16 protein-coding genes are annotated in these 14,633 nt (G+C 65.5%); 5 read left to right on the top strand and 11 right to left on the bottom strand.

Annotation, left to right across the window (positions count from 1 at the left end; genetic code table 11):
• Positions 1 to 5 precede the first annotated feature (5 nt).
• The 3 genes from HMPREF2886_RS17460 to HMPREF2886_RS17450 all read left to right on the top strand — a co-directional run bounded on the left by HMPREF2886_RS17460 (position 6) and on the right by HMPREF2886_RS17450 (position 2,259).
• Positions 6 to 434 (top strand): cobalamin biosynthesis protein, encoded by a 429-nt coding sequence (locus HMPREF2886_RS17460; RefSeq protein ID WP_070747934.1) that lies wholly within the window; start codon positions 6 to 8, stop codon positions 432 to 434.
• The gene (cobM, locus tag HMPREF2886_RS17455) at positions 431 to 1,183 is read left to right on the top strand and encodes a precorrin-4 C(11)-methyltransferase (protein ID WP_003102926.1); all 753 of its coding nucleotides are present in this window, start codon (positions 431 to 433) and stop codon (positions 1,181 to 1,183) included. Before HMPREF2886_RS17460 ends, cobM begins: the two co-directional genes overlap by 4 nt.
• A 128-nt stretch (positions 1,184 to 1,311) precedes the next feature.
• Entirely contained in the window at positions 1,312 to 2,259 is a 948-nt protein-coding gene (locus tag HMPREF2886_RS17450; protein ID WP_033970413.1) for an alpha/beta fold hydrolase, read from the top strand.
• Positions 2,260 to 2,331: 72 nt separating this feature from the next.
• Here the strand turns inward: HMPREF2886_RS17450 and fabV are convergent, their stop codons facing one another.
• From fabV to HMPREF2886_RS17435, 3 genes are all read right to left on the bottom strand, one after another.
• Entirely contained in the window at positions 2,332 to 3,528 is a 1,197-nt protein-coding gene (fabV, locus tag HMPREF2886_RS17445; protein WP_070747932.1) for an enoyl-ACP reductase FabV, read from the bottom strand.
• 184 nt (positions 3,529 to 3,712) lie between these two features.
• Positions 3,713 to 4,642, bottom strand: a complete 930-nt coding sequence (locus HMPREF2886_RS17440) for an electron transfer flavoprotein subunit alpha/FixB family protein (protein ID WP_033970416.1) — start codon at positions 4,640 to 4,642, stop codon at positions 3,713 to 3,715.
• The gene (locus HMPREF2886_RS17435) at positions 4,642 to 5,391 is read right to left on the bottom strand and encodes an electron transfer flavoprotein subunit beta/FixA family protein (protein ID WP_033970419.1); all 750 of its coding nucleotides are present in this window, start codon (positions 5,389 to 5,391) and stop codon (positions 4,642 to 4,644) included. The genes HMPREF2886_RS17440 and HMPREF2886_RS17435 overlap by 1 nt, the downstream gene beginning before the upstream one ends.
• Positions 5,392 to 5,711: 320 nt before the next feature.
• Between HMPREF2886_RS17435 and HMPREF2886_RS17430 the strand changes: the two genes are divergently transcribed.
• On the top strand, positions 5,712 to 7,367 hold the full coding sequence (locus HMPREF2886_RS17430; RefSeq protein ID WP_033970422.1) for an electron transfer flavoprotein-ubiquinone oxidoreductase: 1,656 nt from the start codon (positions 5,712 to 5,714) through the stop codon (positions 7,365 to 7,367).
• A 48-nt stretch (positions 7,368 to 7,415) separates the two neighbouring features.
• Here HMPREF2886_RS17430 and HMPREF2886_RS17425 read toward each other — a convergent pair whose 3' ends face one another.
• From HMPREF2886_RS17425 to HMPREF2886_RS17410, 4 genes are all read right to left on the bottom strand, one after another.
• Positions 7,416 to 7,985 (bottom strand): DUF1285 domain-containing protein, encoded by a 570-nt coding sequence (locus tag HMPREF2886_RS17425; protein WP_070747930.1) that lies wholly within the window; start codon positions 7,983 to 7,985, stop codon positions 7,416 to 7,418.
• The gene (locus HMPREF2886_RS17420; RefSeq protein WP_003091112.1) at positions 7,978 to 8,610 is read right to left on the bottom strand and encodes a DUF4823 domain-containing protein; all 633 of its coding nucleotides are present in this window, start codon (positions 8,608 to 8,610) and stop codon (positions 7,978 to 7,980) included. Before HMPREF2886_RS17420 ends, HMPREF2886_RS17425 begins: the two co-directional genes overlap by 8 nt.
• 64 nt (positions 8,611 to 8,674) lie before the next feature.
• Positions 8,675 to 9,571: a radical SAM protein gene (locus HMPREF2886_RS17415; RefSeq protein ID WP_003091113.1), complete on the bottom strand. Its 897-nt coding sequence runs from the start codon at positions 9,569 to 9,571 to the stop codon at positions 8,675 to 8,677.
• Between the two features lie 166 nt (positions 9,572 to 9,737).
• Entirely contained in the window at positions 9,738 to 10,376 is a 639-nt protein-coding gene (locus HMPREF2886_RS17410; RefSeq protein ID WP_033975976.1) for a TetR/AcrR family transcriptional regulator, read from the bottom strand.
• An 85-nt stretch (positions 10,377 to 10,461) separates the two neighbouring features.
• Between HMPREF2886_RS17410 and HMPREF2886_RS17405 the strand changes: the two genes are divergently transcribed.
• Complete coding sequence (locus tag HMPREF2886_RS17405) at positions 10,462 to 11,595, top strand: aminotransferase class V-fold PLP-dependent enzyme (RefSeq protein WP_070747928.1); 1,134 nt, start codon at positions 10,462 to 10,464, stop codon at positions 11,593 to 11,595.
• Between the two features lie 225 nt (positions 11,596 to 11,820).
• Here HMPREF2886_RS17405 and HMPREF2886_RS17400 read toward each other — a convergent pair whose 3' ends face one another.
• Genes HMPREF2886_RS17400 through tmk form a run of 4 tightly spaced genes read right to left on the bottom strand, consistent with a single transcriptional unit; the run spans position 11,821 to position 14,613 of the window.
• Positions 11,821 to 12,597, bottom strand: coding sequence for a TatD family hydrolase (locus tag HMPREF2886_RS17400; RefSeq protein ID WP_033970427.1), 777 nt, complete (start codon positions 12,595 to 12,597; stop codon positions 11,821 to 11,823).
• Positions 12,598 to 12,611: 14 nt separating this feature from the next.
• Positions 12,612 to 12,968, bottom strand: coding sequence for a PilZ domain-containing protein (locus HMPREF2886_RS17395; protein ID WP_003091119.1), 357 nt, complete (start codon positions 12,966 to 12,968; stop codon positions 12,612 to 12,614).
• A gap of 33 nt (positions 12,969 to 13,001) precedes the next feature.
• Positions 13,002 to 13,988, bottom strand: coding sequence for a DNA polymerase III subunit delta' (locus tag HMPREF2886_RS17390; protein WP_003104126.1), 987 nt, complete (start codon positions 13,986 to 13,988; stop codon positions 13,002 to 13,004).
• A complete protein-coding gene (gene tmk / locus HMPREF2886_RS17385; protein ID WP_003122486.1) occupies positions 13,981 to 14,613 on the bottom strand; it encodes a dTMP kinase in 633 nt (210 codons plus the stop codon). The genes HMPREF2886_RS17390 and tmk overlap by 8 nt, the downstream gene beginning before the upstream one ends.
• Between the last annotated feature and the right edge of the window lie 20 nt (positions 14,614 to 14,633).

Below are 14,633 nucleotides of genomic sequence, written 5' to 3'. Positions count from 1 at the left end.
CGCGCATGCCCCTGCCCATCCCCAGTCTGCTGATCGCCGGCATCGGCTGCCGCCGAGGCTGTAACGCCGAGCATCTGCGCGCGCTGCTGGAGCGAACGCTGGGCGAACACGGGCGCGACCTGGCCGAGCTGGACGCCCTAGCCAGCATCGACGGCAAACGCGACGAACCCGGCCTGCGGCAACTGGCCACGCTGCTCGAACGCCCCTTGCATTTCCTGGCGCCCGCCGTCCTGCACGACTACGAGCCGCGCCTGCTCAGTCCCTCCGCCGTCGCGCTGCGCGAAACCGGCTGCTCCAGCGTCGCCGAGGCCGCCGCCCTGGCCCTGGCCGAACGCCTGGGCGGCGGTCGCGCCGATCTGCTCGGGGCGAAACGCAGCGACGACCGGGCGAGCATTGCCCTGGCACGTCTTCTCACCGAACGAGAACTCCCATGACCGTCTATTTCATCGGCGCCGGTCCCGGCGACCCCGACCTGATCACCGTCAAGGGGCAGCGCCTGATCCGCCAGTGCCCGGTGATCCTCTACGCCGGCTCACTGGTTCCGCAGGCGCTGCTCGAGGGGCACCAGGCCGGCCAGGTGGTGAACACCGCCGAGCTGGACCTCGAACAGATCGTCGAGTTACTCGCGCAAGCCCATCGCCGCGGCCTCGACGTAGCCCGCGTGCATTCCGGCGATCCCTCCCTGTACGGCGCCATCGGCGAGCAGATCCGCCACCTGCGCGAACTCGGCATCCCCTACGAGATCGTCCCCGGGGTCACCGCCACCGCCGCCTGCGCCGCCCTGCTCGGCTGCGAGCTGACCCTGCCCGAAGTGTCCCAGACGCTGATCCTGACCCGCTACGCCGCACGCACGAAGATGCCGGAAGGCGAGAGCCTGGGCGACCTGGCGCGGCACCGGGCGACCCTGGCGATCCACCTGGGCGTCGCCCACCTGGCGAAGATCGTCGAGGAACTGCTGCCGCACTACGGCGCCGACTGCCCGGTCGCGGTGATCCACCGGGCCAGTTGGCCGGACCAGGAACAGGTTCGCGGCACCCTCGGCGACATCCTGCCCAAGGTCGCCGCCAGGAATTTCCGCCGCACCGCGCTGATCCTGGTCGGCGAGGTGCTGGCCGCCGAAGGCTTCGCCGATTCTTCGCTGTACCGCGCCGAGCATCGACACCTCTATCGACCCGGCGAATGAACCGCCGTCCTTAGGTTCGGCGCCGACCACCGGCAGCACGCCTAGACTCGTCGCAAGGCTTGCGACAGCGGGCCGGCACGGCTAGCGTTCAGCGCTGGCCCCTTTTTCCCTGAAGCCTTCGGACACCCATGAAACGATTCCTCCTCGCTCTGGTTCTGCTGCTGGCGGTCGCCTCCGGCGTCCTCTACTTCGTCCCGGCTACCCTCCTCGCCAGCGTACGCACCGTCGAGCGCGGTCTCGCTGGTCTCAGCGAGCACAGCGTGCAGGTCGACAACCTGGAGATCGCCTACCTGGAAGGTGGCTCGGAAAAGAACCCGACCCTGTTGCTGATCCACGGCTTCGGAGCCGACAAGGACAACTGGCTGCGCTTCGCCCGGCCGCTGACCGAGCGCTACCATGTGGTCGCCCTCGATCTGCCCGGCTTCGGCGACAGCAGCAAGCCGCAACAGGCCAGCTACGACGTCGGCACCCAGGCCGAGCGAGTCGCCAACTTCGCCGCCGCCATCGGCGTGCGCCGCCTGCACCTGGCCGGCAACTCCATGGGCGGGCACATTGCCGCGCTCTACGCGGCGCGCCATCCGGAACAGGTGCTATCGCTGGCGCTGATCGACAACGCCGGGGTGATGCCGGCACGCAAGAGCGAACTGTTCGAGGACCTGGAGCGCGGCGAGAATCCCCTGGTGGTGCGCCAGCCGGAAGACTTCCAGAAGCTGCTCGACTTCGTGTTCGTCCAGCAACCGCCGCTGCCGGCGCCGCTCAAGCGCTACCTCGGTGAACGCGCGGTAGCCGCGTCGGCGTTCAACGCGCAGATATTCGAACAACTGCGCCAGCGCTACATCCCGCTGGAGCCGGAACTGCCGAAGATCGAGGTACCGACCCTGCTGCTGTGGGGCGACCGCGACCGCGTGCTGGACGTCTCCAGCATCGAGGTGATGCGTCCGCTGCTGAAGCGGCCCAGCGTGGTGATCATGGAAAACTGCGGACACGTGCCGATGGTCGAACGCCCGGAGGAAACCGCGCAGCACTACCAGGCCTTCCTCGACGGCGTACGGAACGCCCAGGTGGCCGGTCGCTGAAAACGCAAACCGGCGCCTGGGCGCCGGTTCGGGGGAGCGGGAGCCGTCGCGAGGGCGGCTCGGATACAGACCTCAGGCCTGGATCAGGTTGGCGATCTGCACGTCCGGGTTGACGTCCTGCTCGTAGTCGACCCCAGCGACCTCGAAACCGAACAGGTTGAGGAACTCGCTCTTGTAGCCGGCGAAGTCGGTCAGCTCGTAAAGGTTCTCGTTGGTTACCTTGTCCCACAACTCCTCGACGCGGGACTGCACTTCCGGCTGCAGTTCCTTGTAGTCGGCACGCAGGCGGCCTTCATCGTCGAGGCGCGGCTCGGCGCCGTACAGGCTCTCCCGGTACAGGCCGTCGACCTGCTCGATGCAACCTTCGTGGGTGCCCTGCTCCTTCATCACCTTGAACAGCAGCGACAGGTACAGCGGCATCATCGGGATCGCCGAGCTGGCCTGGGTCACCACCGCCTTGAGCACCGAGACGCGCGCGTCGCCGCCCAGCGGGGCGAGCTTGTCGCGGATACCGAGGACCTTCTGGTCGAGATCCTTCTTGGCCGCGCCGATGGAACCGTTCCAGTAGATGTCGTGGGTGATCTTCTCGCCCAGGTAGGTGAACGCGGTGGTCTTCGCGCCGTCGGCCAGCACGTCGGCCTCCAGCAGCGCGTCGATCCACATCTGCCAGTCCTCGCCGCCCATCACCGCAACGGTATCGGCGACCTCCTGGTCGCTGGCCGCCTCCAGGACCACGTCCTTGATCACTTCCTTGTCGGTGTCCAGGCCACGGAAGCTGACCGACTTGCCGATCGGCTTGAGGGTCGAGGAGAACACTTCGCCGCTCTTCGGATGGGTACGGCGCGGCGCGGCCAGGCTGTAGACCACCAGGTCGACCTTGCCGAGATCGCGCTTGATGGTCTCGATGGTCAGCCGCTTCACCTCGTCGGAGAAAGCGTCGCCATTGATGCTGCGGGCATACAGGCCTTTCTCGTGGGCGAACTTCTCGAAAGCCGCCGAGTTGTACCAGCCGGCGGTGCCCGGCTTGCTCTCGCTGCCCGGACGCTCGAAGAACACCCCGAGGGTATCGGCGCCGGAACCGAACGCGGCGGTGATGCGGGCAGCCAGGCCATAGCCGGTGGAGGAACCGATGACCAGGACCTTCTTCGGTCCGTTGACGACGGGGCCCTTGGCCTCGACGTAGTCGATCTGTTGCTTGACGTTGGCCTCGCAGCCTGCCGGATGGGTAGTGACGCAGATGAAGCCACGCACGCGCGGTTTGATGATCATGAAAACCTCGGTTGCTAGATGCCGGAAAAGCACATTCAGGAGCTAGAGACGTCGCGCATTGTAAATGAGACACCTCCGCTTGGGCGGACCGAAGGCAGGAATCGTGACCAAAGGGTCACGCGTCGCAGCCCGGACATAAAAAAACCCGCTCCGGGGAGCGGGTCTTGTCGGCTTGGAATCAGGCTCAGACAGCCTTTTCCAGCTCCGGTACGGCGTCGAACAGGTCGGCGACCAGGCCGTAGTCGGCGACCTGGAAGATCGGCGCCTCTTCGTCCTTGTTGATCGCGACGATCACCTTCGAGTCCTTCATGCCCGCCAGGTGCTGGATGGCACCGGAGATGCCCACCGCGATGTACAGCTGCGGGGCGACGATCTTGCCGGTCTGGCCGACCTGCATGTCGTTCGGCACGAAACCGGCGTCGACCGCGGCGCGGGAGGCGCCGACTGCGGCACCCAGCTTGTCGGCCAGGGCGTAGAGGATCTTGAAGTTGTCGCCGTTCTGCATGCCGCGGCCGCCGGAGACCACGATCTTGGCAGCGGTCAGTTCCGGACGGTCGGACTTGGCCAGCTCTTCGCCGACGAAGGCGGACTTGCCGGCATCGGCCGGGCCGGAAACCTGCTCGACGGCAGCCGAACCGCCTTCGGCGGCGGCGGCGTCGAAGCCGGTGGTACGCACGGTGATCACCTTGACCGCAGCCGAGGACTGCACGGTAGCGATGGCGTTGCCGGCGTAGATCGGACGCTTGAAGGTGTCGGGGCTGACCACTTCGACGATCTCGGAGATCTGGTCGACGTCCAGCAGCGCGGCGACGCGCGGCAGGAAGTTCTTGCCGTTGGTGGTAGCCGGGGCCAGCACGTGGCTGTAGTTCTTGCCCAGCTCGGCGATCAGCGGCGCGACGTTTTCCGGCAGTTGGTGGGCGTAGGCGGCGTTGTCGGCGACCAGCACCTTGGAGACGCCCTCGATCTTGGCGGCGGCGTCGGCCACGGCGGCAACGTTCTGTCCGGCGACCAGCACGTGGATGTCGCCGCCAATGGCCTTGGCAGCGGCAACGGTGTTCAGGGTGGCAGCCGCCAGGGCCGCGTTGTTGTGCTCAGCGATAACCAGGATAGCCATTAGATTACCTTCGCCTCGTTCTTCAGTTTCTCTACCAGTTCAGCCACGGACTTGACCTTGATGCCAGCGGAGCGCGCAGCCGGCGCCTCGACCTTCAGGGTCTTCACGGTGGAAGCGGTGGAAACGCCCAGGGCGTCCGGGGTCACCACATCCAGCGGCTTCTTCTTGGCTTTCATGATGTTCGGCAGCGACGCGTAGCGCGGCTCGTTCAGGCGCAGGTCGGTGGTGACGATGGCCGGCAGGTTCAGCGCGACGGTCTGCAGACCGCCATCGATCTCGCGGGTCACGTTGACCTTGTCGCCAGCGACCTCGACCTTGGAGGCGAAGGTGCCCTGGGCGTAGCCGGTCAGCGCGGCGAGCATCTGGCCGGTCTGGTTGTTGTCGCTGTCGATGGCCTGCTTGCCGAGGATCACCAGCTGCGGCTGCTCCTTGTCGACCACGGCCTTGAGCAGCTTGGCCACGGCCAGGGAGTTCAGATCGTCGTTGCTCTCCACCAGGATCGCACGGTCAGCGCCCAGCGCCAGCGCGGTGCGCAGTTGCTCCTGGGCGGCGGTCGGGCCGACGGAGACAGCGACGATCTCGGTAGCCACGCCCTTCTCTTTCAGGCGCACGGCTTCTTCCACGGCGATTTCGCAGAAGGGGTTCATGGACATCTTGACGTTGGCGAGGTCGACGCCGGAGTTGTCCGCCTTGACGCGGACCTTGACGTTGTAGTCGACCACTCGTTTGACTGCTACAAGAACCTTCATGGATTCCTCGTTATTCTCCGGTGAATAAGGATGTCGCCAGACAGGCCTGGCCGGTGATGCTCGCCGGCCGGAAACCGACACTCTGCTAGACAGCGACCGCAAAACCGCCCGTATCTTGACCGGATCACCCTTTTCGGTCAATACGGCAAAAGGGTGGTTTCCCCCCCTCGAATGCCGATTCTATCAGGCTTCCAAAGAATTCAAACAAACGTTTGTATTGGACCTGCCCATGCAGCTATATATAATGCGCCCGCTCTGATCAGGGAAAGATCTCAGCCACCAATAAACAGATACCGTGAGCCTTGAGTAGGAGATCGATAGTGGAACGCGAATACATGGAATTCGACGTCGTCATCGTCGGCGCCGGCCCCGCCGGTCTGTCCGCCGCATGCCGACTGAAGCAGAAGGCCGCCGAAGCCGGTCAAGAGATCAGCGTCTGCGTGGTCGAGAAGGGTTCCGAAGTGGGCGCCCACATCCTCTCCGGCGCGGTGTTCGAGCCGCGCGCGCTGAACGAGCTGTTCCCCGACTGGAAGGAACTCGGCGCGCCGCTCAATACTCCGGTGACCGGCGACGACATCTACGTCCTGAAGAGCGCCGAGAGCGCTACCAAGGTGCCCAACTTCTTCGTGCCCAAGACCATGCACAACGAGGGCAACTATATCATCTCCCTGGGCAACCTCTGCCGCTGGCTGGCCCAACAGGCCGAAGGACTGGGCGTGGAGATCTACCCGGGCTTCGCCGCCCAGGAAGCGCTGATCGACGAGAACGGCGTGGTCCGCGGCATCGTCACCGGCGACCTCGGCGTCGACCGCGAAGGCAACCCGAAAGAAGGCTACTACACCCCCGGCATGGAGCTGCGGGCCAAGTACACCCTGTTCGCCGAAGGCTGCCGCGGGCACATCGGCAAGCAACTGATCAAGAAATACAACCTGGACAGCGAGGCCGATGCCCAGCACTACGGTATCGGCATCAAGGAAATCTGGGATATCGACCCGTCCAAGCACAAGCCCGGCCTGGTGGTCCATACCGCCGGCTGGCCGCTGAACGACGAAAATACCGGCGGCTCGTTCCTCTACCACCTGGAGAACAACCAGGTGTTCGTCGGCCTGATCATCGACCTGTCCTACAGCAACCCGCACCTGTCGCCGTTCGACGAGTTCCAGCGCTACAAGCACCACCCGGTGGTCAGGCAGTACCTGGAAGGCGGCAAGCGCGTGGCCTACGGCGCCCGGGCCATCTGCAAGGGCGGCCTGAACTCGCTGCCGAAGATGGTCTTCCCCGGCGGCGCGCTGATCGGTTGCGACCTCGGCACCCTGAACTTCGCCAAGATCAAGGGCAGCCACACCGCGATGAAGTCCGGCATGCTCGCCGCCGACGCGATCGCCGAGGCCCTGGCCGCCGGCCGCGAAGGCGGCGACGAGCTGTCCAACTACGTCGATGCGTTCAAGGCCAGCTGGTTGTACGACGAACTGTTCCGCAGCCGCAACTTCGGCGCGGCCATCCACAAGTTCGGCGCTATCGGCGGCGGCGCGTTCAACTTCATCGACCAGAACATCTTCGGCGGCAAGATCCCCGTCACCCTGCATGACGACAAGCCGGACTACGCCTGCCTGAAAAAGGCCAGCGAAGCGCCGAAGATCGACTACCCGAAGCCGGACGGCAAGCTCAGCTTCGACAAGCTGTCCTCGGTGTTCCTCTCCAATACCAACCACGAGGAAGACCAGCCGATCCACCTCAAGCTGGCCGATGCGAGCATTCCGATCGAGAAGAACCTGCCGCTCTACGACGAGCCGGCCCAGCGCTACTGCCCGGCAGGCGTGTACGAAGTGGTGGCCAACGACGACGGCAGCAAGCGCTTCCAGATCAACGCGCAGAACTGCGTGCACTGCAAGACCTGCGACATCAAGGACCCGGCGCAGAACATCACCTGGGTGGCGCCGGAAGGTACCGGCGGGCCGAACTACCCCAACATGTAAGGCAAACGAAAAAGGCTCCCTCGGGAGCCTTTTTTCATGCTGCGCCTGTCAGTCCGGCTGCGGACCGATGGGAAAGAACTCGCCGTGGCTCCAGACGCCGAGCCATTCGATGCCGTCGATCCGGCGCGGCACCGCCAGCTCGACCAGCTGGTAGAACACGTTGCGATGCACCAGCGCCTCGAGGTTGTCGCGCACCCGCAGGTAGGGCGTGGGCTCCTGGGTGCGGGAGTCGATCTCGACGCGCAGCGGATGCCCGGCGTCCGCCTCGACCTCGTCCTCGACGTTGGTGGCGAAGCGCAGCACCTGCGCCCCACCCTCGCCCTGCACCTGCAGGGTCACCGCGACGAAGGGCGCGTCGTCGACGCGGATACCGACCTTTTCCACCGGAGTCACCAGGAAATAGTCGTCGCCGTCGCGGCGAATGATGCTGGAGAACAGCTTCACCATCGGCTTGCGTCCGATCGGCGTGCCCAGGTAGAACCAGGTGCCGTCGCGGGCGGTGCGCATGTCGATGTCGCCGCAGAACGGCGGATTCCACAGGTGCACGGGCGGCAGGCCCTTCTTTTCGTCCCTGGGGATCTGCGCCAGCAGGTCGTTGGCCTTGCCGGTATCACTCATAGCCTGTTCCTCGACTGTTCAGGCCCAGCAATTCCTGGGCGTACTGCTCCAGCGGCGGACGCAGCAGGTCTTCCGGGGTGGCATCGTAGAACGTCAGGAAACCGCCGCGGCTGCGGATGGTCGCGCTGTCCACCAGGAAACGGGTGCTGGTCTCGATCAGCATGACCTGGATGACACTGCGATCGCGCCCGACCCGGCCGAGTTCCTCTTCGTCTTCCCACTCCTCCCAGTTGCCGATCCTGTTGTCGCCCCGGGCGAAACGGCAGTACAGCAGGTAGTGGGCGCCGGCGGCACGCGCCTCGCGCATCGCGTCGTCCAGGCCGAGCGGCGCCTTGGCGCGGCGCACCAGCGGGAAATACTCGACGAAACCTTCGAAGGCCTGCTCGGCCACCACGTTCGGCCGCGCGTACCGGTAGCCCGGCGGCACGAACGGGCCCTGGCCGATGTAGATGAAGGAGTCGGCCTGGATCCGCCGGTTGTTGCTGCGCTGGCTGGCGCTGTGATCGAGCACCCCGGCGTCGCGCAGGTAGTAGTCGGCGCCGTCGGCCAGGTCGCTGGGCTTCATGCAGGCGGACAGGCTGCCCAAGAGGAGCATCGCCAGGGCGATACGGAACAGGTGCAACATCGGTCATCTCCCCTGCCGGCGTCGGAAAACCGGCGAATGACGAGCCGATGCAGCTTCCGCGCCATCACAGACCACGCTGCCACTCCTGGCGCAGGGCAGCGTGCTGCGGCTGCTCGATGGCCTGGCGGACCTCGGCCAGCAGGCGCGCCTTGTCGGCACCCAGTTCGCCCTTGAGCACCAGATAGTTGGAAGCGTGGTCGCTGCGAAATACCGTGTCTTCGAGCTCCAACCCTTGCAACAGGCGTTCGACCTCGACGAACAGGGCACGCCGATCCAGCGCCTCGAAATCGGCGAAGCCAGCACGGAAACGCTGCTCGCCGGTAGGGAAACTCACCACCAGGGTCGACAGATACTCCGGCTGGGCGGCGTTCATCAGGCGCGCGGAGTTGTCCGCGTGCTGCGCGCTCAGGGTCATTCCGCCCAGACCGTTGAGGATCATCACCGAACGACTGATCCCCGCCTCGCCAAGCTTTTCCAGCGCATCCAGGGTAGAGGAATAGGTCTCGCCCTTGTTCACCCGCGCCAGCACTTCGTCGTCGCCGGACTCGGCGCCGACATAGGCCATTCGTAGCCCGGCGTCGGCCAGTTCGCGCAACTCGTCGACCGACTTCCTGCGCAGGTTGCGCGGCAGGCAGTAGCTGGATACCCGCTCCACCTCCGGCAAGTGCTCGCGAATCGCCTGCAGCACCGCGAGCAGCCGGCGGGTCGGCAATACCAGGGCGTCGCCATCGGCGAGAAACACCCGCTTGACGATCAGGCGCTCGCCGCAGCGGCGGATCTCCTCCAGTACCTCGTTCTCGTCGCGGGCGCGAAATTTCTTTTGCGGCTGGGTATACATCTCGCAAAAGCCGCATTTGTTCCAGGAACAGCCATTGGTCACCGGGAGGATCAGCGAATGCGCCTCGCTCGGGGGCCGGAACACCGGTTCGATGTAGTGGATAGGGAATTCACGGACACTCATCGGAGAACTCCTGAACGAACGTGGAGCCGCCACCGGGACGGTGCCACCGGCGGATTCGCCGGAAATGGACAGCCGACGTCCCGCCGGCGGATCGATGGGCGACGAGTATATCCCTGCCGGCAAAGAGTGCGCGGGGCGCAGTGACTGCGTCCCGGCACCACAGGCATCAGGAGCTGGGAGCGTCGCCTTCGCGCTTGCGCTTGTTGCCCATGCGCACGCCGATATCCATCAGGAAGTGGAAGAAACCTTCCTGGTCTTCCAGCACCTCGCGCCAGAACGGCGAGTGGTACAGCGCCACGGCGCCATGCACCAACGCCCAGGCAGCGCAATAATGGAAGTACGGCGGAACGTTCTCCAGCTTGCCGTCGGCGATACGCTCCTTGATCAGCTGGGTCAGGCGTTCGAAGTTGGAGGCGCGGATCTTGTGCAGTTCCTCGACCATCTCCGGCACCTGGCTGGTCTTCACCACCTTCTCTTCCAGGCGGTCGAACAGGCGGTAGCGCTGCGGATCGCGCATGCGGAACTCGAAGTAGGCGCGCGACAGGGCTTCCTTGTCGCGGGCTACGTCTTCGGAATGGAACAGGGCGGCGAGATCGCGCTCGTAGTCCAGCATCAGGCGCAGGTAGATCTCCGCCTTGGACTTGAAGTGCTTGTAGATCGTGCCTTTGCCGATGCCGACGGCATCCGCGATCATCTCGACCGTTACGCTGTCTTCCCCCTGTTCGAGGAACAGCTTGAGGGCGGTATCGAGAATCTCCTGTTCACGGCGACGAAATTCACGAACTTTGCGAGGCTCTTTCTGCATAAAAAGACTGTCAGGTCAAAATGAGTCAAAAATCGAAGCCGCGTATTATGCCTATTCAGCACGAAAATGCACGGAACATCCGACGATGAATTGTTACCAGGACGAATTCGACCAGACCAACGGTCTGCGCTACCTCAACCACGCAGCGGTCGCACCCTGGCCTAGACGCGCCGCCGACGCGGTGAGCGCCTTCGCCCGGGAGAACGTCGCCCACGGCGCCAGCGACTATCCGGAATGGCTGAAGATAGAACATCGCCTGCGCGAGCGCCTTGCCCGACTGCTCAATGCGCGCGCCGGCAGCGACCTCGCACTGGTCAAGAACACCTCCGAGGCGCTTTCCTTCGTAGCCTTCGGCCTGGATTGGCGAGAGGGAGACCAGGTCGTCATCGGCAACGAGGAGTTCCCGTCCAATAGAGTGGTCTGGGAAGCCTTGCGCCCGCGCGGCGTCGAAGTGGTCGAGGTCGGTCTCGCCGGCGACGATCCCGAGGGCGCCCTCCTCGCCGCCTGCGGCCCGCGCACCCGCCTGCTGTCGATCAGCGCGGTGCAGTACGCCAGCGGCCTGTGCCTTGACCTGGAGCGCATCGGCGCGGAATGTCGCCGCCGCGGCGTGCTGTTCTGCATCGACGCGATCCAGCAGCTCGGCGCCCTGCCCTTCGACGTACAGGCCTACGATTGTGCCTTCGCCATGGCCGATGGGCACAAGTGGATGCTCGGCCCCGAAGGGCTGGGCGTCTTCTATTGCCATCCCGAGCAGCGCGAGCGCCTGGCGCTGCACGAATATGGCTGGCACATGCTGGAACATGCCCTCGATTACGAGCGTCGCGACTGGCGGCCGGCGCGCAGCGCCCGGCGCTTCGAATGCGGCAGCCCGAACATGCTCGGCGCGATGGCCCTGGAGGCCAGCCTTGGGCTGTTGGAGGAGGTCGGCATGGAGCGGGTCGGCAGAGACATCGCCGAGCGCGTCCAGTGGCTACAGGACGGTCTGTCGGGAATTCCCGGGGTACGCCTGCACAGCCCGCGGAACCCGAGCCGACGCGCGGGCATTCTGACCTTCAGCCTGGACGGCCGGGACAGCCGGACACTCTTCGAAACGCTTCGCCAGGAGCGGGTCATTTGCGCCCAGCGTGGCGGAGGTATCCGTTTTTCCCCGCACTTCTACACGAGTTCGACGGTGATCGACGACACCCTGGCGATCTTGCGCCAGGTCGCAGGCACCTAGGTACTCAAGGACGGCAAGGGTATTCCAAATCTGTTTAAAAAACCGCCAGCCCTGTCTGGACGCCCCACGAACATGACCAATACTGAAAGGTACTGGCGCGCGGTATCTCCCCCCAAGTACCCAGCCAGTGAAGGTACCGAGGAATGCGTACCTTTGTTCCACTCCTAATGGTCTTGACCCGGATTCATCCCCCAGAACCCGGGTTTTTTTTATCCGTTCGCCGGCCTAGCGGGCCAACGGAAACAGCCGATGGAAATTGGCGGTAGTCTGCTCCGCCAGGGTTTCCAGGCTGACGCCACGCAACGTCGCGAGGAATTCGGCGACATCGCGCACGTATTCCGGCAGGTTCGGCTTGCCGCGATGGGGAATCGGCGCCAGGTAGGGCGAGTCGGTCTCCACCAGCAGCCGGTCGGCCGGTACCTGGCGAGCCACCTCGCGCAGGGCATCGGCATTGCGGAAGGTGACGATGCCGGACAGGGAAATGTAGAAGCCCAGGTCCAGCGCCGATCGCGCCATTTCCCAGTCCTCGGTGAAGCAATGCAGCACGCCGGCCTGCGGCAACGCCGCCTCGCGCAGCAGCGCCAGCGTGTCGGCGCGCGCCTCGCGGGTGTGCACGATCACTGGCTTGGCGGTGATCCGCGCGGCTTCCAGGTGCAGGCGAAACGCCTCCTGCTGCAACTCGGCGGCTTCCGGTTCGTAGTGGTAGTCGAGGCCGGTCTCGCCGATCGCCACCACCCGCGGATGCGCCAGTTCACCCAGCAGCCAGTCCAGCGCTGGCGCGCTTCCAGGCTCCAGGTCCAGCGGGTGCACGCCGACCGAACAGTGCACGTCGGCATAGCGCTCGGCCAGGGCCTTCACCGCCTGGGCATTGTCGGCGCTGACGCCGATGCAGAGGAATTGAACGACGCCACGCGCTCGCGCGGCATCCAGCGCCGCATCGAGCGAGCCGCCATGGGCGGCCAGGTCGAGGCGATCGAGGTGGCAGTGGGAATCGACCAGCATGATCCTGTCTAGCGTTACATCGTGTGGGTCGGCCGGTCCGACTTCAGCGCCCCGGCCAGGTAGGTTTCGATCTTGTTGCGGGCGGTGTTGTCACCGTCGTTGAACTGCACGCCGATGCCCGCCGCACGGTTGCCCTGGGCGCCCTTCGGGGTGATCCAGACGACCTTGCCGGCCACCGGGATCTTCTCCGGCTCTTCCATCAGGTTGAGCAGCATGAAGACTTCGTCGCCGAGCTTGTAGTTCTTGTTGGTGGGAATGAACAGCCCGCCGTTCCTGATGAACGGCATGTAGGCGGCGTACAACACGGACTTGTCCTTGATGGTCAAGGACAGGATGCCGTTACGCGGCCCCAGATTGGGTGGCAAACTCATGCAGGTTCCTGCCAGTCGAATATCAGCGGGATTCTAGCCCGGCCCGGGCAGGCTTGCCCACTGCACCAGCAGGGCTTCGAGAAGCAGGACACGGTTGAGGTTGGCCTTGTTCAACACTTTCTGCCGCTGTTGCAGCAGCCAGTCCTGCATGGCCAGCACCTTGGCCTGCCCGGATTTGTCGCCCAGGTACTGGATCACCTTGCGCATGTCGGCCAGCCCCAGCCCCTCCTCGTCGTGGGTCAACTGGTAGCGCAGGATGCCCAGCGTCCAGTCGCAGAACCAGTCGAACAGCAATGGCAACGGCACGCTGTTCCAGCTTTCGGCCAGTGGGCTGGCGGCGATCTGCTGCTTGAGCAGCTTCTTCACCCCCTCGACCACCTGCGCGCGCTGCTCGCGCACGCCCTGGCCGTGCAGGCGCTGGGCGGTGAGCGGCGAGCCGCCGGAAAGCGCCAACAGTTCCTCCAGGGCCTCGGCCGGCTCGTCGGGCAGGGCCCGCGCCAGCCATTCCAGACTCGCCGCCGCGCCCGGCAAAGGGCAGGCCTGCTGCACGCAGCGGCTCTTGATGGTCGGCAACAGGCGGCTGGGCTGGTGGCTGATCAGCAGCAGCACGGTATCGCCCGACGGCTCTTCGAGGCTTTTCAACAGGGCGTTGGCGGCGTTCACGTTCATCGCCTCGGCGGGCTCGAGCAACACGACCTTGCGTCCGCCCAGTTGCGCGGTCTGCACCACGAAGCCAACCAGGTCGCGGACCTGGTCGACCCGGATCGGTTTCTCCGCTTCCTCCGGCTCCAGCACGAAGTAGTCCGGATGGGTACCGGCGGCGAGCAACTGGCAGGCCTTGCACTCGCCGCATGCGCCAGCGGCGGCGGGCCGCTGGCAGAGCAGTTGGGCGGCCCAATGCTCGGCCAGGGCACGCTTGCCGATCCCGGCGGGACCGTAGAGCAGATAGGCGTGGGCGTGCTGGGCGCGGCCGCCCAGTTGGCTCCAGAGCGCCTGCTGCCAGGGATAGATATCAGCCATTCAGACGCTCCAGCAGATTCGGCAGCAGCCGATCCAGGCCAGCCTGCACCTCGGCCAGCGGCAACCCGGCATCGAGCACCTGGTAACGCTCCGGGGCCTGCGCGGCGCGCTGCAGGTAGGTCTGACGCACGGCCTCGAAGAAGCGTCGGTCCTCCTGCTCGAAACGGTCGAGCCGGCCACGCGCCGCCGCCCGCGCCAGGCCGATTTCCACCGGCAGGTCGAAGACCAGCGTGAGGTCGGGCCGCAGGTCGCCCTGGACGAAGCTTTCCAGCGCGGCGATGCGCGCCTCCGGCAAACCGCGCCCGCCGCCCTGGTAGGCATAGGTGGCATCGGTGAAGCGATCGCAGAGCACCACGGCCCCGCGCGCCAGCGCCGGGCGGATGACCCCGGCGATATGCTGGGCCCGCGCGGCGAACATCAGCAACAGCTCGGTATCGGCGGCCATCGGCTCGTCGCTGGGCGCCAGCAGCAGTTCACGGATGCGCTCGGCGAGAGGCGTGCCGCCAGGCTCGCGGGTCAACTGCACCTCGATGCCGCGCTCGCGCAGACGCTCGGCCAGGTAGTCGCGGTTGGTGCTCTTGCCGGCCCCTTCCGGGCCCTCCAGGGTGACGAACAGGCCGGTCACACGGCACTCCTTATCTTGGC

The sequence above is a fragment of the Pseudomonas sp. HMSC066A08 genome (genome assembly GCF_001813025.1).
Classification (GTDB): domain Bacteria; phylum Pseudomonadota; class Gammaproteobacteria; order Pseudomonadales; family Pseudomonadaceae; genus Pseudomonas; species Pseudomonas aeruginosa.
The sequence above is the reverse complement of the archived record's forward strand: the minus strand, read 5'-3'. Positions and strand labels throughout refer to the sequence as shown.

What these genes read in the sequence shown, in the direction of transcription:
- HMPREF2886_RS17400 (WP_033970427.1), bottom strand. Translation starts at nt 12,597, where the DNA reads ATGCTGGTCGATTCCCACTGCCACCTCGATCGCCTCGACCTGGCCGCC.
- cobM (WP_003102926.1), top strand. Translation starts at nt 431, where the DNA reads ATGACCGTCTATTTCATCGGCGCCGGTCCCGGCGACCCCGACCTGATC.
- HMPREF2886_RS17390 (WP_003104126.1), bottom strand. Translation starts at nt 13,988, where the DNA reads ATGGCTGATATCTATCCCTGGCAGCAGGCGCTCTGGAGCCAACTGGGC.
- HMPREF2886_RS17425 (WP_070747930.1), bottom strand. Translation starts at nt 7,985, where the DNA reads ATGAGTGATACCGGCAAGGCCAACGACCTGCTGGCGCAGATCCCCAGG.
- HMPREF2886_RS17395 (WP_003091119.1), bottom strand. Translation starts at nt 12,968, where the DNA reads ATGAGTTTGCCACCCAATCTGGGGCCGCGTAACGGCATCCTGTCCTTG.
- HMPREF2886_RS17460 (WP_070747934.1), top strand. Translation starts at nt 6, where the DNA reads ATGCCCCTGCCCATCCCCAGTCTGCTGATCGCCGGCATCGGCTGCCGC.
- HMPREF2886_RS17440 (WP_033970416.1), bottom strand. Translation starts at nt 4,642, where the DNA reads ATGGCTATCCTGGTTATCGCTGAGCACAACAACGCGGCCCTGGCGGCT.
- HMPREF2886_RS17435 (WP_033970419.1), bottom strand. Translation starts at nt 5,391, where the DNA reads ATGAAGGTTCTTGTAGCAGTCAAACGAGTGGTCGACTACAACGTCAAG.
- HMPREF2886_RS17410 (WP_033975976.1), bottom strand. Translation starts at nt 10,376, where the DNA reads ATGCAGAAAGAGCCTCGCAAAGTTCGTGAATTTCGTCGCCGTGAACAG.
- fabV (WP_070747932.1), bottom strand. Translation starts at nt 3,528, where the DNA reads ATGATCATCAAACCGCGCGTGCGTGGCTTCATCTGCGTCACTACCCAT.
- HMPREF2886_RS17415 (WP_003091113.1), bottom strand. Translation starts at nt 9,571, where the DNA reads ATGAGTGTCCGTGAATTCCCTATCCACTACATCGAACCGGTGTTCCGG.
- HMPREF2886_RS17450 (WP_033970413.1), top strand. Translation starts at nt 1,312, where the DNA reads ATGAAACGATTCCTCCTCGCTCTGGTTCTGCTGCTGGCGGTCGCCTCC.
- HMPREF2886_RS17405 (WP_070747928.1), top strand. Translation starts at nt 10,462, where the DNA reads ATGAATTGTTACCAGGACGAATTCGACCAGACCAACGGTCTGCGCTAC.
- HMPREF2886_RS17420 (WP_003091112.1), bottom strand. Translation starts at nt 8,610, where the DNA reads ATGTTGCACCTGTTCCGTATCGCCCTGGCGATGCTCCTCTTGGGCAGC.